Below are 14,678 nucleotides of genomic sequence, written 5' to 3'. Positions count from 1 at the left end.
CTCCACCCGGCACACGACGACAAGGGACGCACCCACACACCTTCCCCGACAAGGCCAAGGGCAAGACGCTCCAGGTATGCCGGGGGCTATCACCCGCTCAGTAGGATTCGCAGGAGCCACCGTGTAGCTCCTGGAGCGGTGGCCCGGCCCGGTGCAGACAGGGACCTCGGGCCTCGCGCGGGTGCGGAGGCCAGCGAGGAGCACACGTGGACGAGGGGAAGAAGTCCGAATCGAGTGGGGAGGAGCTGGCGCAGATGGGGCCGTACCAGCTCCACGAGCAGGTGGATCAGGACGCGCACGGCCTGGGCGGGCTCTACCGGGCTACGCACGAGGCGAGCGGGGCGAAGGCCCTGGTGCTCGTGCCCTCCACCGGGCACGGGACAGCGCCGCTGAAGGACTGGCGGGTGCGGTGCACCTCCTCGGCCTCACCGGGCTACGTGGCACTGGAGGTGGAGGACTCTCGCTGGGCCGCCGCTCCCGACAGGCACTCCGCGGAGGCGCTGGTGTCCCTGTTCGAGGAGGTGCGCGACGCAGTGGGACTCATGTCCCGGGCCCTCCCCGAGGACAAGGAGCCTCGTCTCGGGTGGCGCCGGGGACTGGCATTCGCGGGAGCCGCCGCGGTGGGCGCCCTGGCCTTCGCCCTGCTCCATCTGGCTTCCGTGTCCCCACCGCCCGTCAGCACGGAGCCCTGGGCGAGCACCCCGTCCGCGTCCATCCCACAGGAGGTACCGACGGACACCGAGCCGTTCCCCACGAGTGGTTCCATCTGGAACACCGATCAGGATGGGGGCGTGCTCGCCCGTCCTCTTCCGCAAAAGCCCTACAAAGGGCAGCGGCGCCCGCCCTGCAAGCCCCGCATCGAGGTGGAGCTCATCGGCGCCTGCTGGGTGCCGCACGAGCTGAAGGCCCCATGCCCGGAGGACCTCTACGAGTACCAGGGCAAATGCTTCACGGCCTCCATGGCGTCCCCACCGCTGCCGCGCTCGCTCGAGCAGTGAACGAATTCAGGGGTGGGTGTATCCGCCCCGCTCCGCGTCCATCGCGCGCTCGGGTGCCGTCCGCCTCCCGGGCGCGTTGTTCACGAACTTGTCCAACTGTTGGACAAGTCTGGCGACACCACACGCTGTCCAACTCCGAGCCCGACATGCCCACCCTGACCCTGCTGTGTCTCGCCCTGCTGACCGCCACGCCCGCGACGGGAACTCCCGCCACGCCCACGGCCGCCGTGAACGCCGTGCTCGATGACTGGCACAAGGCCGCCGCCCAGGCGGACGAGGCCCGCTACTTCGGCCACTTCACGTCCGACGCCGTCTACCTCGGCACGGACGCCACCGAGCGCTGGACGCGTGACGAGTTCCGCGCCTGGGCGAAGCCCTACTTCTCCAAGGGCAAGGCCTGGAGCTTCACCTCGGTGTCCCGCCACGTGGGCTTCTCGAAGGACGGCGCGGTGGCCTGGTTCGACGAGGCGCTCTCCACGCCCAACATGGGCCCGGCGCGCGGCTCGGGCGTGCTCGTGAAGGACGGAGACACCTGGAAGATCGCCCAGTACAACCTCTCGATTCCCATCCCCAACGACCTGATGGACGACTTCAAGAACCGCATCGAGGCCCACGAGAAGAAGCGCACCGGGAAGAAGGGCAAGTAGCCGCGCACTCGTCCGGACGATTCGCGCGGAGACGGTTTCCACCCGCGTGGACGGTGCCCGGAGCGTGATTCCCTCTCCAGCGGCATTGGCCCGGCTCGTGCTCCGAGCAGTGGGCCATGTCCGGACCTCACGACCGCTTCATCCGCTACGTGCTGGAGCACCCCGAGCGGGCGGCGGCCTTGCTGCACACGCTGCTGCCCCCGGGGTTCGCCGCCCGGGTGGACTGGTCCACCCTGCGAAGTCAGTCGCCCACCATCGTGGACACCGCCATCCGGGAGAGCCGGAGCGACCTGCTCTTCTCGGTCCGGCTGCGCGGCGGCTCGCGGCGGGCCTTGATCCTCCTCGAGCACCAATCCCGCGTGGAGGGACGCATGGCGGTGCGCATGCGCCAGTACGTGTCACGCCTGCTCGATTGGTGGGAGCGGCAGCACCGGCGCGGCAGTGCCCCGCCACTCATCGTCCCGGTGGTGCTCTACCACGGGCCTCGAGGGCCCTGGACGGCACCGCTGCGCGTGGAGGAGTTGCTGAAGGTTCCCCTGAAGGAGGCACGACGGGAGGGGTGGCTGAAGCACCTGTTGCGCCTGGAGTACGTGCTGTACGACCTGATGACCCGGAGCGAGCGGGAATTGAAGACGCTCGCCTGCCCGCCCCTGGTGAGACTCGCACTGGTGTTGCTGCGTCTGGCGAGCACCCGGGAGTTGAACAGGCGCCTGATGCAACAGGTAGACCTGTTCAGGGAAGTCCACGCTTCGCCAGCGGGAGAACAGGAGCTGGAGGCAGTCGTTTACTACCTTCGGGAACGCGGGACGAGGGCGACTGGAAAAGTCACCCGGCAGGTGTTAGCTTGCTTGATGCGGGAACAGCGCGTGGAGGAACTGATGTGGACGGAGGGTCAGCGGCTCCGGGCCGAGGGACGGCGGGAAGAACTGGCGGAGGTGGTGCTTCGGCTCCTCACCCTTCGCGGCCTGCGCGTGGACAAGCAGTCCCGCCAACGCATCCTGAAATGCAGGAGCATGGCCACGCTCAACCGCTGGTTCGAGCGGGCCCTGCGAGCCAACAGCCTCTCGGACGTGCTGGAGGCGTGACTCAGAAGTCGTCCACCGGATCCGGGTAGACCTCTTCCTCGTCCTCCTCCACGGACGGACGCGCGGACCGGCCCCGGCCCGGCGTGGGCTCCAGCGGCGCCGCGTCCGGCGCCACCACGTACCACTGCCGGCCCTGCTGCACCCGCTTGAGCACCCCCTCGTGCTCCAGCGCCGACAGCAGCTTGGTGAACGAGGAGAAGCCGTGGTCGCGCTCGTCGAAGTCCGGCTCCTTGCGCACCAACGCCTCCTTGATGAGGGACGGATTGAGCGTCCCCGTCGTCCTCGCCAGCAGCCGCTGCACCACCTCCACCACGCTCTCCGGCACCTCGGCCTTCGAGCCCTCGGCCTTGCCCTTGGGCCCGTGCGCCTGCTCCTTCCCCTGCCGCTCCCCGTGCCCCTTGCCGTGCTTGCCGCCGCGGCCCTTCCCGGCCTCCTCCTGCTCCTGGGCGCGCTTCTCCTTGTCCTTCTCCGCGCGCGTGCGTGGCCGCAGGTAGATGAACTCGTCACACGCCTTCACGAAGAGGGGGCTCGTCGCCTCCTTCACCGCGAGCCCGATGAGCTGCTTGCCATTCTCGCGCAGCTTGTACGCCAGCGGGCAGAAGTCGCTGTCTCCCGAGGCGATGGCGAACGTGTCGATGTGCTCGCGCGCGTAGCACAGCTCCAGCGCGTCGATGACCAGGCGCATGTCCGCCCCGTTCTTCCCCGAGCGCGTCGAGGGCGGCACGTCGACGAGCTCGACGCCGAACTCGTGCAGGTTGCCCTTGGCCTCCTTGAAGCGTGACCAGTCGCAGTAGGCCCGGCGGAACACCACCTTGCCCCGCTCCAGCAGCCGGTCCATCGCCGGCTGCAGGTCGAAGTTGCCGGCGGTGAACCCGGTGTTCGTCACCAGGTTCTCGAAGTCGAGGAACAGCGCGATGCGGTGCTGGTTGTTTTCCAAGAAGCCCTCACGGGTGGGTGCCATCCTCCTCTACTCCCAACCCGGGACGGCCTCGCCAGCATCCATGACCCGCGCTCCCGGGTCCATCACTCAATGAGCTCCCGCGTGTTCCCCGCGGGAGCTCAGGGCTTCGCCGGGCCCCCGAGCAACCGGCCCACTTCCGTGAGCAGCCGGTCGATGGTGAAGGGCTTGCGCAGGAAGGCGGTGGGCTTGCACTCCGGGGGCAGGCTCGAGCGGGGCACGGCACTCATCAGGAGCACGGGAATGTCCCGGGTCGCCTCGTCGCGCTGAAGGGCCAGGAGCACCTCGCGCCCATCCATCACCGGCATCATGTAGTCGAGCAGGAGGAGGTCCGGCCGTTCCTCCGCCACGCGCTCCAGGGCCACCCTGCCGTTGGGCGCGACGAGCACGTGGAAGCCTTCCTCGCTCAACAAGTCGTTGAGCGCTTCCGTGATGCCGACCTCATCGTCCACCACGAGGAGCGTCTTCACGGCTACCGGCTCCGCTTCTTGCGTAGGGCCTTCTTGCGTCTGGGCGGGGTGAGCGGCTTCGCGTCCCCCGAGAGGACGGACTGGGCGCCCTGGAAGGTGTCGGCCAGCTCGATGCCCCGGGGCGTGATGCGGTACTCCTGGAGGGAGGAGTCGTAGTCGCTGTCGCGCATCTTCACCACGGACAGCATCCGGTGCAGCTTCGAGTGCAGCTCCACGAAGCGCAGGAAGAAGATGTTCTCCACGAGGCTGGAGATGCCGCTGATGGGCAGCACCACCTGCTGGCTGAACATCTCCTGCAGCTCGCTGGTGTAGAGGGTGGTGACGCCCAGCACCCGCAGCTCGTTGTTCAACGCGGCGAGGAAGTGGCCGATGCGCTCGGGGTGGGCCGCCGACTGCTGGAAGCCATCCACCCCGTCGACGAAGAGCCGCTTCACCCCCCGCGCACGGACGGTCTCGAGGAGCTTGTTGCCGAGCGCGTCGAGAATGCGCTCGGTGGGCGGGTGCCACATCATGTCGAAGAGGCCCTGCTTCTGCTTCTTCTCCAGGCCGAGCCCCAACGCCCGGGCCTTGAGGAGCAGGCGCGGCGGCGTCTCGTAGAAGCCGAAGAGGAGGCCGGGCTCCTCCTGGCTGCACTCGTCGAGGAAGTGCAGCCCGAACGTCGTCTTGCCGGCGCCGGTGGGGCCGAAGAGGACGCTGGTGGAGGCGCACGGCAGGCCTCCGTGGAGCATCGTGTTCAGCGGGGCAATGCCCGTGGAGACCCGGTTCGCCTTGCAGGGGTCCTTGCGAGAGGGGTTCTCCAGGAGCGCCTCGATGCGCGGATACACGACGATGCCGTCGTCGGTGATTTGGAAGGCGTGGCCGCCGCGCAGGTAGCTGCTGCCCCGGAACTTCTTCACCTCCAGCTCGCGCTCCGCCCGCCGGCCCCACCGGTTGTCCGACAGCTCGATGACGCCGTCCACCATGGTGTGCTCGGGCCCCACCGAGTCCTCGCTGGAGCTGGTGAGCACCAGGATGGTGCAGCCAACGAGGTTGGCGTGGATTTGAAGCTCGTGGATGAACTTCTTGAAGTCCCGCTTCGTCTGGGCGCTCTCCTCCACCGTCACCAGGCCGTCCACCACGAGCAGGGTGGCCTGGCGCGCCCGGGCCTCGCGCCGGAGCACCTCGATGAGGCCCTTGAGGCCGCCCTCCTCGAGCGTGGCGAAGGCGCTCAGGTACGAAATCTGCTCGGGGATGCGGGAGGTGTCGAAGAAGGTGAGCGGCTCGAGGTTGAAGAGCAGGCGCTCGTGGGTCTCCGCCAGCAGCGTGGCGTAGAGGACGCGGCCGCCCTGGGCGGCGTGGTGGAAGCACATCTGGTTGGTGAGGATCGTCTTCCCCGCGCCCGGGCGGCCCTGGAACATGTACACGCCCCGGCGCAGGAGACCGCCGTGCAGGACGGTGTCCAGCCCGGGCACCCCCGTGGGAATCCGGTCTTGAGGCCGCTCCGTGTTCGACTCGCTCATCTCGCCCTTGCTCCTTCCAGGCCAGCTACCGTCCATACCATGGGCATCCCGACGCGGGACCCCGGCTTCGCGCACCAGGGCTCCAGGTACCACGAGGCCGCGTCCATCTGTCGAGCGACGTACAGAGTGCGCGGAGAGGAGGTGCTCAGCGCCCCAGCGCGTCGCAGAATCGCTCCAGCCGCGCGAGCGCGTCGGGCATGTTCGTCCGGCCCAGGCCGAGCCGGAAGTGGTTGCCCGGAAAGTCGTACACGTCGCCGGGTAGAAGCAGCACGCCCTCGGTCTCCACCAGCCGCTGGCAGAAGTCGACCACGGGCATGTCCTTCAACAACTTCGGGAACGCCACGCTTCCCGAGGCCGGGCGCACCCAGCGGAAGGTGTCCGCGCGCCGGGCGAAGAAGTCATCCAGCACCGCGAGGTTGCGCGAGAGGAGCTCGCGGCTCCGGGCCAGCACGCGCTCCCTCGCCCGGAGCGCGATGAGGGCGAGCACCTCGCTCGGGGCGGCGTTGCAGAGGGTGGTGTAGTCCTTGTAGGCCGCGCAGCGCTCCAGCAGGGCGGTGTCCCGGCTCGCCAGCCAGCCCACGCGCAGCCCCGCCAGCCCGAAGGCCTTGGACATGACGCCCAGGCTCACGCCGCGTGCGGACAGCTCCGCCGCCGCGGGCAGGGTGTCCTTCGGGTCGTATTCCAGCAGCCGGTACACCTCGTCCGACAGCACGTGGATGCCGCGCTCCTCGGCGAGGGCGAAGAGGCCCTTCCACGCCGCCGCGCCGGGGAGGGCTCCGGTCGGGTTGTGCGGGAAGTTGACCACCAGCAGCTTCGTGTGGGGCCGCAGCTCGCGCTTCAGCGCCTCCAGGTCCAGCGTCCAGCCGTCCTCCTCGCGCAGCCGCAGCAACGACACCTCGGCGCCCGTGGCTCGCGCCACCTCGTACAGCGACTGGTAGCCCGGCCACGTCACCACCGCGTGGTCTCCCGGCCCCAGCAGCACGTTCGTCAGGACGAAGATGGCCTCCTGCGCCCCGCCGAACGTCAGCACGTGCCGCGGCTCCAGCCCGGGGTACAGGCGGGCAAGCTCCTCGCGCAGCGCCGGCAGGCCGGTGGACTCGGTGTAGCCCAGCGACAACCGCTCCCAGCGCTCGCGCCCGTCCTCGTCCGCCAGCGCGAGCAGCTCGCTCATCCGCCAGCCCTCGATGTCCGAGGAGCACAGCAGGTAGGACGCGTTGAACTCCCACTTCGCGAAGTACCGCTCGAGCTTGAAATCCGGAATCCGCATGGCAGCTCGCTACCGCGAGCCGGGTGGGATTGCCAGGGAGCCCGCGTCCGGGGTGTCCTGGGTGCCACCGTCCTCCTGGGTGCCACCATCCAGCAGCGCGTCCCAGTCGATCTCCGGCCATCCGTCCTTGCGCGCGCCCCCGTCCGGCGAGGGAGGACGCACGGCCCGGATGCGCTCGCGGACCACGACTCCGCCGTCGAATGCGTGGAGACGGAGGGTGGCCTCGACGCACTCCGGCCCGATTCCAGTGAAGTGGTCATCGAATGGCATGAAGTGCACCGTGGTGCCGTACCAGTAGCCAGGCTCGAGGACCATGAGGTTCTCCGCCCGATTCTGGGGAGGGAAGAAGCGCTCCGTGTGGATGGACGGCACAGTCCCACGCTCACAATCCGCGAAGAGCCCAATGCTCACATCGACGCTCGGAATGAGCCGTCTGTCCAGGCGCAAGGAGCCCCCTTCGGGACTCACCAGGATTCGCGCCGAAATCTTGAACCCATCGTATTGGATGTCTTGAACTTCCATGATGACGCGAGAAGGAAGCTGAGTACCAGCGTCGCTGACGGCTTCCCGGCTCGACGAGGAAGAGGCTCGCGTCCCAAAGAAGGGGAACCCCGAACAGGCCCCCAGCAGGAGCAGGGAAGCAAGCCCGATTCCAAGAAGGCTCATTCGCATGACGTCCTCGTGCCTTTCTCGTCGCCACACGCGCATTCGGGAATGGGCTCATTGTCGGGGTCGTTGCCGGGAACGTTGTGACCTTGCCCATGGTCCCAGCCACATGAATGCGCCAGCTCGTGGATGACCACCTGGGTGATGCACTCCCGCGATGCCGGGTCCTCACACCAGTGGGTCTCCTTGACCGGATAGAACCGATTGAGCATTCCCGGCCTGGGGACATACGTGAACGCAAGCACGGCATTGCCGACTCGCGCACTCTGCTCCCTACACTTCTGCCGGCTCCACTCGCCACAGGTCACCGTCAGGGTGCTGCACTGCCGGATCATGCAGCTCATGAGGAGCTCGTCTTCAATCCTCGCCGCCTCCTCGATGCACTCCTCGACCGAGGGCAGCTCGATGGAGGCGGGACAGCTCGTCTTCATCGGTGTCCCGGCTGGACGCACGGCCGGAGCCGGAGTCGCGTTCACGCACCCGCCGCAGACAAGCGAAGCAACGATCAACGTAAGGCCATGAACCCAGGTGGATGAGGTAAGCCCCGCCACGAGGACCAGGCCTCGCGATATGCAACTTCTCAAAAGCGCTCCGTAGGAGTGGAATCGTACGTTTCCCGTCAGTCGCCCATTGTCTCACCGGGACGACTCCCCCCTCCAAGTAGACTCCTCCTCCGCTGGGGGGGCTTCATCAATGCCGGACACCAATGAGAGGACACGCGTCGCCGCGCTCGGCGAGCTGATGCCGCGCCTGTCTCCACTCGATGCGCATGACGCGTTCATCTCCGCTCATGACCGGCTGAGAGGACTGGCCTACATCGCCCGGCGTCCGGCGGTGCTCGCCGTGGCCGTGGATGGCCACGCACGCGTCATCGAGGCCGTCATCGTCGAGTCTGGTCACTCCCTCGTCATCGGCCGGCACACCGGATGCGGGCTCCGGCTCACGTCCGGCGGCGTGTCCCTGCGCCACCTCGTGTTGCACGCGCAGTCCGACGAGCCCGGCACCGCCCCCGTCATCCGGCTGTGGGACCTCAACACCGAGCAGCCCTTCCTCACCGAGGACGGTCAACCCAACGTGGCCGTGAGCGCCCAGGGGCTGCTCTACGCCTCCGTGGGCGAGTACGCGCTCCTCTTCCTCCCCACCCTCGGCCCCTCCGAGCCGCCCTGGCCCGAGCGCGCCGAGCAGGCCTGGCATGCGCTCCCCCCGCGCCAGTTCATCGACCGGCGAAGCCCCGGAGCCCCCCGCCTCCGCCACATCCGGAGCCAGCTGGCCGAGGAGCGGGGCGACTACACGAACATCGTCCGCCTGGGCCCGCTGCGGCTGCTGCTCGGCGAACACGAGAGCCCCGGAGCCGCCTGGGGCGAGCTGCGGCTCGAGAGCGAGAAGAAGAAGGAGCGGCACCGCGTCTCCCTCGAGCGTCTGGAGCAGGGCGTGCTGCTGGGCCGCTACGAGCGCTGCGGCATCCTGCTCGCGGAGCTCGGGCAGATCTCCCGCGTGCACCTGCTCCTCGTCCAGGTGGGCACGCACCTGCTGGCCATCGACACCGCCAGCACCAATGGCACCTGGCGCGGCTCCTCGCACATCGAGACGACGCCACTGGAGGACTCCGACTCACTCGAGCTGGGCGATGAGCTCCTGCTCCACTGGTGCCGGCTGCACGCGTAGCCGCGCGCTCCCCTCGCCTCAGAGCACCTGTTGGAACGCGCTCGCCAGCTTCCCCCGCGGCACCGCGCCGACGATCTGCCCCACCACCCTGCCCTTCTTGAAGAAGAGCAGGGTGGGCATCGAGCGGATGCCATACTCCTGCGCCGTCACCAGGTTGTCGTCCACGTCGATCCGCGCCACCTTCACCCGGCCCTTGAACTCGGAGGCGAGCGACTCCAGCGCCGGCTTCATGGCGCGGCACGGTCCGCACCACTGCGCCGTGAAGTCCACCAGCACCGGCTCCTCCGCCTCCAACACCTCGCGGCGGAAGTCCGGGTCCCTCAGGTCGATGATGTCCGTGGTCATGGCGTGTCCCTCTCGGGGCGGGTGCGTCCTGGCCTCCATGGCCCTCGCCCCACCGCTCACGGAAAGACTTAACGGCGACGGCCCGGGCCGACGAGAGCCCACCACGCAATGGATCGTTCCGCGAAGAGCCCCGCCGGGCCCGGTCTTCCACAACTTGTCCAACTGTCGGACAAGTTCAGGAAGAACGCGCCCGGGAGGCCGACCTCGAAGCGCTCGGTGGTGCGGCGCTCGCCTCCCACGGAAGCGCGGCGCGGCGCTCGGAGAGCATGTCCAGGAAGGCGCGCACCTTGGGCGGTAGCTGCCGGCTGCTCGGGTAGACGGCGTAGAGGGGCTGGCCCGGCGGCGTCACCGCCTCCAGCACCGGGACGAGCACGCCCGCGCGCACGTCGTCCGCGACGAGCACCGTGGGCAGGCGCACCAGTCCGAGTCCCGCTCGCGCCGCCGCATGTCCGGCGCGCACGCTCGGCACCTGCAACCGCCCACTCACCGGCACCGTGTGCGCGCCTCGAGAGCCCGTGAAGAACCACACCTCGTCCGTGCCCGGCTCGGCGATCAGCACACACTCGTGGCCCTCGAGTGCCTCCGGCGACTGGGGCGTGCCACGCCGGCCGAGGTAGGCCGGGCTCGCGTAATACCCGGTGCGCACGTGCCCGAGCTGCTTCGCCACCATGGACGAGTCCATCAGCGGCCCCGTGCGCAACGCCAGGTCGTACTCCTCGGCGATGAGGTCCACGTGTGCCTGGGCGAGCGACAACTGCACGCGCACCTGCGGGTGGCGCAGGAGGAACTCGGAGAGCACCGGGGTGAGCAGCTCGCCCAGCAGCGAGAACGTGGCCACCCGCAGCGTGCCCCGGGGCGTGCCCCGTGACTCGCTGACGGCCTGGTTCACCGCCCGCGCCTCCGCGACGAGCCTCGCGCAGTGGGCGTGGTACTCGCGCCCGGGTTCCGTGAGCCGCAACCGCCGCGTGTTGCGCTCGAGCAGCCGCGTCCCCAGCCGCTCCTCCAGCGCCGCCAGTCTGCGGCTCACCGTCGACTTGCGCAGCCCCAGCCGCGCCGCCGCCGCGGTGATGCCTCCCGCGCTCACCACCTCGGCGAACACGAGCATGTCATCCAGCAACGGAGGGGTCGGGGACACGGGGTGCCAGCCTATGCGCCCTCCACGCGGGTTCAACCCCGCTCACGTCGCCTCGGGGTCTCGCGCCAGGCAACTCAGGGGGGATAGCAACCTTCCTCCGGTCCGTCCGATAATTCCCGAGCGGCGAGAATGTCCCCACCGCCGCGCCCTTCCGGAGCACGATCCCCCATGACGATCCGCACCACCAGCAGCCCTCCCCAGACCCCCTCCACGTCGAGCACGTCGACGACTGACGCGGCGCAGCAGGCCGCGCAGCGAGCGGCGGAGGCGGCCCGGCAGGCGGCGGCGGAGGCCCTGCGCGCGGCCCGGGAGGCGGCGGCCGCGGCCCGGCAGGCCCGCTCGGAGCTCCAGGCCCAGTCCTTCTCCCAGACGAAGCAGCCGGCGGGGCAGAACAACGTCCAGGGCTCGAAGCTGGAGCAGAAGGTCCTCCTGGCCGAGACGCAGGCCCGGGAGCTCGGCAAGGCCGCGCAGAAGGCCATCCAGCACGCCAATGACACCGCTCGCGACGCCGGCAGGCCGCTGCCCTTCGCCGGCCCCGCTCGCAACACGGCCACGGGCATCGCGGACACCTATTCCGCTGACACCCAGACCAAGGCATCGCCCTTCGGCCCGCTGGACGGGAGCACCCCCCTCGCCCGACTCACCCACGAGCCGCTCGGCGTGCAGGACGCGGGCGGTCCCCAGCAGACCGCCGCGACCGACGCCACCCGCGCCGCGAGCTCTCCCGAGGAGGCCCACCAGAACCTGGTGAACGCCCAGGAGGCCTACGACGAGGCCCAGACTCGAACCGAGGAGCTCAACACGCAGCTCAACTCGGAGCTGGCCAAGCTCGGCCCGGGCCTCACCGAGGAGCAGAAGCAGCAGTACGTCGCGGAGTTCCGCGAGCGCTACCCCGAGGAGTACGCCGCCGAGGCCGCCGCCGCCCGCGAGCTGAACACCGCCCTCAACGACCCGAAGCTGATGGAGGCCGCCCGCGGCAACCCGGACATCGCCGAGGAGTGCGTCGAGGCCGCGACGGACCTGGCGGGCTCGCCCGAGGCCAAGGGCGCGCTCGAGTGGGCCGCCCAGGCGCAGGATCCGAACGGGCCGGCGGGCACCGCCTTCGCGGGCCTCGAGGAGAAGATCAACGACGACGTCATCCCGACGGCCATCTCCACCGTGGCCGGCCAGCTGCTCACCGAGAATGACGGTGATGTCCAGGCCGCGCTGGCGGCGCTGACGGAGCTCACCGAGCCGCTCGTCCCGCTCGGCAAGGGCGGCGCGGCCATCAAGACGGGCATCGAGACCATCAAGAACGCGATCGCCTCGGGCAATCCGGAGCCGCTGCGCCAGCTGGCGGAGAGCAGCAAGATTGGCGGCGCGCTGGCGGGCGCGGGCGTCGTCTTCGGACTGGCGAGCGCGGTGACCGACGCCCAACGGGGCGAGTGGGGTGACGTCGTCAAGGACCTGGCCGGCGCGGGCCGGAGCGGCGCGCAGCTGGCGGCCTACGTCATGCGCACGCTCGGCGAGTCCGGCCGGGTGGCCGCGGCGACGGGCGAGAAGGCGGCGGCGTTCCTCGGACGGCTGGCGCCGGCGTTCGGCGTGGTGGCCAACGCGGTCATCCTGGCGGACCACTTCAAGGACTTCGTGGATGACCCGACCGTGGGCGGCGGCATCCGGGCCTTCGGTGACGCGGTCGCCGTGGTGGGCGCGGGCCTGGGCACCGTGCTCCCCGGCGTGGGCCACATCGTCGAGGGCGTGGGCCTGGTGCTCTCCGCCGTCGGCGAGCTGCTCGTCGGCAAGGAGGAGCAGGAGAGGCTCGACAACGAGTCCGAGGCCATCCTCCTGGAGATGGGCATGGACCCGGACGTGGCGAAGACGCTCGCCCACGGAGACAACCAGCCCCAGCAGCTGGCGGACGACCTGGGGCTGACCCCGGAGCAGATTCAAGAGCTGGCGAAGAACCACCCCGTGTTGTTCGACGCCCCGGGCCTGGGCGGGTCGGTCATCGACGCGGCCAAGGCCTGCGGCATGGAGGGCGAGGACGCGGTGGAGTTCATCGACAAGCTGGCCGAGGACGACCCCAACTTCGCGTGGGACCTGCTGGGCGTGAAGCCGCTCCTCCAGGGAGATGGCACGAACCCGACGTCCACCGAGGACGGCTGGCGCGCCTACGTGCAGGGCAACTTCCCGAGCGCCTACGCCCACGCCACGGAGAACGCGCCGGACGTCTTCGGGGAGGAGGCGGAGTCGCGCCTGCAGGCGGACCGCGACTACGAGCTGAACGCGGGCAGCTCGGACCTCTGGAACACGTACGCAAGGCTGTGCGAGGACCACAAGGACGACCCCGCCTACACCAGCCGGTTCATCGAGCGCATGGAGGAGGAGGGCACCCTGGACATCTTCGTCGAGTCCATCGCCCACTTCGGGCTCGACATGGACTACGAGGGCGCCAAGGCGGCCATCGACGCGGCCCTCGAGACCGGCGTGCTCACCGAGGAGGAGCTGCAGAGCCACCTCGACGGGGATTACGGCGACGCCTGGCGCGCCGTCATGGAGAGCTGAGGCCCTCCTCGAGGGCGTCAGTCCACCCGGGTGGAGACGATGGGGTGCTGCGCCGCCGTCTCCCAGGGCACCTCCGGCCACCAGCGCTCGCGCGTGGGCGGAACCTCGGGCTCGATACTCTGGCCGGGCCGGGGGACCACGACGGCGTCCCCCGCCTGCGCGGCGGCCGTGAGCACGCGCTCGATGGGCTCGGTCCAGCCGTGGAGCGCGAGCGTGAAGAGGCCCCAGTGCACCGGCAGCAGGACGCGGCCCTGGACCATCCGGTGCGCGAGTACCGCCTGCTCGGGGCCGATGTGCCAGTCCGGCCAGGCGCTGTGGTACTGGCCCACTTCGATCATCGTCACGTCGAAGGGCCCCAGGCGCGCGCCAATGTCCTTCATCGCGGGGAACAGGCCCGTGTCACCCGAGTAGTACGCGCGGTGCTTCGGGCCCAGCAGCGCGAAGCCCGCCCACAGCGTCGCGTCCTTGTCGAGCACCGTGCGCCCCGACGCGTGACGCGCGGGCGTGGCCACCACCTCCAGCTCGCGCACCCGCGTGCGCTCCCACCAGTCGAGCTCGACGATGCGCGACTCGGGCACGCCCCACGACACCAGGTGCGCCCCCACGCCGAGCGGCACCACGAAGGTGGTGTTCCAGTCCTTCATCGCCACCAGGGTCGGGTAGTCGAGGTGATCGTAGTGGTCATGGGAGATGACCACGGCATCAATGGGCGGCAGCTCCGCGAGCGCGATGGGCGGCTCGTACCAGCGCTTCGGGCCCACCCAGCTCAAGGGAGAGGCGCGCTCGCTCCAGACGGGGTCGGTGAGGATCCGGTGGCCATCCAGCTCGATGAGCGCCGAGGAGTGGCCGAGCCACGTGACGCGCAGGCCCGTTGCGGGAGGCGTCTCGAAGCGGCGGCGATCTCCGGGCACCGTGGGCAGCGGCTCCGAGGGGCCCACGTACGGGCTCGCGGCGAACATGGCCTTCATCGAGCCCCACCAGTCGTTGTAAAGCGGCTGCGGGTTCTCGAAGTGGCCGTCCTGCCACTGCGCCGAGCGCTCCATCTTCGCGCGCCGCTCGCCCTGGGCCTTCTTCCCCAGCGCGGGCCACGCGTCGACGGCGATGGCGGCGAGCGCGACCCCGCCCAGCAGTCCCGTCCACCGCGCCACACGTGCCAGGGCCCCGCGCTTCTTGCTGCTCGTCATCGGTGCTCTCCGAGCCCGGACGCGCCGGGTCGCCTCCACACTAAGCCCCTTCAGGGATGTCCGTGAAGGAGCGCCCGTGAAAGCCCGCGCTGACAACACGGCCATTTCCCCCCTCGCCCTCCGGGAGAGGGACGGGGTGAGGGTGCCACGCATCCCAGGTTGAACCCCCTGTCCACACGGGGGGACACGGGTTGAAACACGGGGCCAGATACCNC

Annotated in this window: 14 protein-coding genes; 5 read left to right on the top strand and 9 right to left on the bottom strand. The window is 69.7% G+C overall.

What is annotated here, in order from left to right; translation table 11 throughout:
* Window positions 1-206: 206 nt before the first annotated feature.
* From Q664_RS12070 to Q664_RS12060, 3 genes are all read left to right on the top strand, one after another.
* Window positions 207-998, top strand: a complete 792-nt coding sequence (locus Q664_RS12070; protein ID WP_043393847.1) for a hypothetical protein — start codon at window positions 207-209, stop codon at window positions 996-998.
* Between the two features lie 146 nt (window positions 999-1,144).
* Window positions 1,145-1,645 (top strand): nuclear transport factor 2 family protein, encoded by a 501-nt coding sequence (locus Q664_RS12065; protein ID WP_043393844.1) that lies wholly within the window; start codon window positions 1,145-1,147, stop codon window positions 1,643-1,645.
* 116 nt (window positions 1,646-1,761) lie between these two features.
* Entirely contained in the window at window positions 1,762-2,730 is a 969-nt protein-coding gene (locus Q664_RS12060) for an Rpn family recombination-promoting nuclease/putative transposase (protein ID WP_043393843.1), read from the top strand.
* 1 nt (window position 2,731) lies between these two features.
* Here the strand turns inward: Q664_RS12060 and Q664_RS12055 are convergent, their stop codons facing one another.
* The 6 genes from Q664_RS12055 to Q664_RS12030 form a co-directional block, all read right to left on the bottom strand.
* Window positions 2,732-3,691, bottom strand: a complete 960-nt coding sequence (locus Q664_RS12055; protein ID WP_043393841.1) for an NYN domain-containing protein — start codon at window positions 3,689-3,691, stop codon at window positions 2,732-2,734.
* 98 nt (window positions 3,692-3,789) lie between these two features.
* Entirely contained in the window at window positions 3,790-4,158 is a 369-nt protein-coding gene (locus tag Q664_RS12050) for a response regulator (protein WP_043393839.1), read from the bottom strand.
* Window positions 4,159-4,160: 2 nt separating this feature from the next.
* Window positions 4,161-5,657, bottom strand: a complete 1,497-nt coding sequence (locus Q664_RS12045) for a DUF7125 family protein (protein WP_043393837.1) — start codon at window positions 5,655-5,657, stop codon at window positions 4,161-4,163.
* A gap of 145 nt (window positions 5,658-5,802) precedes the next feature.
* The gene (locus Q664_RS12040; protein WP_043393835.1) at window positions 5,803-6,924 is read right to left on the bottom strand and encodes an aminotransferase class I/II-fold pyridoxal phosphate-dependent enzyme; all 1,122 of its coding nucleotides are present in this window, start codon (window positions 6,922-6,924) and stop codon (window positions 5,803-5,805) included.
* Window positions 6,925-6,933: 9 nt separating this feature from the next.
* Window positions 6,934-7,239 (bottom strand): hypothetical protein, encoded by a 306-nt coding sequence (locus Q664_RS57635; protein ID WP_152622052.1) that lies wholly within the window; start codon window positions 7,237-7,239, stop codon window positions 6,934-6,936.
* 347 nt (window positions 7,240-7,586) lie between these two features.
* Complete coding sequence (locus Q664_RS12030; RefSeq protein ID WP_043393828.1) at window positions 7,587-8,021, bottom strand: hypothetical protein; 435 nt, start codon at window positions 8,019-8,021, stop codon at window positions 7,587-7,589.
* A gap of 262 nt (window positions 8,022-8,283) precedes the next feature.
* Between Q664_RS12030 and Q664_RS12025 the strand changes: the two genes are divergently transcribed.
* Window positions 8,284-9,255, top strand: coding sequence for an FHA domain-containing protein (locus tag Q664_RS12025; RefSeq protein ID WP_043393825.1), 972 nt, complete (start codon window positions 8,284-8,286; stop codon window positions 9,253-9,255).
* A gap of 18 nt (window positions 9,256-9,273) precedes the next feature.
* Here the strand turns inward: Q664_RS12025 and trxA are convergent, their stop codons facing one another.
* On the bottom strand, window positions 9,274-9,600 hold the full coding sequence (gene trxA, locus Q664_RS12020) for a thioredoxin (RefSeq protein WP_043393823.1): 327 nt from the start codon (window positions 9,598-9,600) through the stop codon (window positions 9,274-9,276).
* 175 nt (window positions 9,601-9,775) lie between these two features.
* Entirely contained in the window at window positions 9,776-10,735 is a 960-nt protein-coding gene (locus Q664_RS12015) for a LysR family transcriptional regulator (protein ID WP_152622051.1), read from the bottom strand.
* 168 nt (window positions 10,736-10,903) lie between these two features.
* Here Q664_RS12015 and Q664_RS12010 point away from each other — a divergent pair, with 168 nt between their 5' ends.
* Complete coding sequence (locus Q664_RS12010; RefSeq protein WP_235216667.1) at window positions 10,904-13,279, top strand: hypothetical protein; 2,376 nt, start codon at window positions 10,904-10,906, stop codon at window positions 13,277-13,279.
* Between the two features lie 17 nt (window positions 13,280-13,296).
* On the opposite strand, the gene Q664_RS12005 is transcribed toward Q664_RS12010, so the two are convergent.
* Entirely contained in the window at window positions 13,297-14,463 is a 1,167-nt protein-coding gene (locus Q664_RS12005) for an MBL fold metallo-hydrolase (RefSeq protein WP_084609776.1), read from the bottom strand.
* Window positions 14,464-14,678: the final 215 nt, after the last annotated feature.

The organism is Archangium violaceum Cb vi76 (genome assembly GCF_000733295.1).
Lineage (GTDB): Bacteria > Myxococcota > Myxococcia > Myxococcales > Myxococcaceae > Archangium > Archangium violaceum.
The sequence above is the reverse complement of the archived record's forward strand: the minus strand, read 5'-3'. Positions and strand labels throughout refer to the sequence as shown.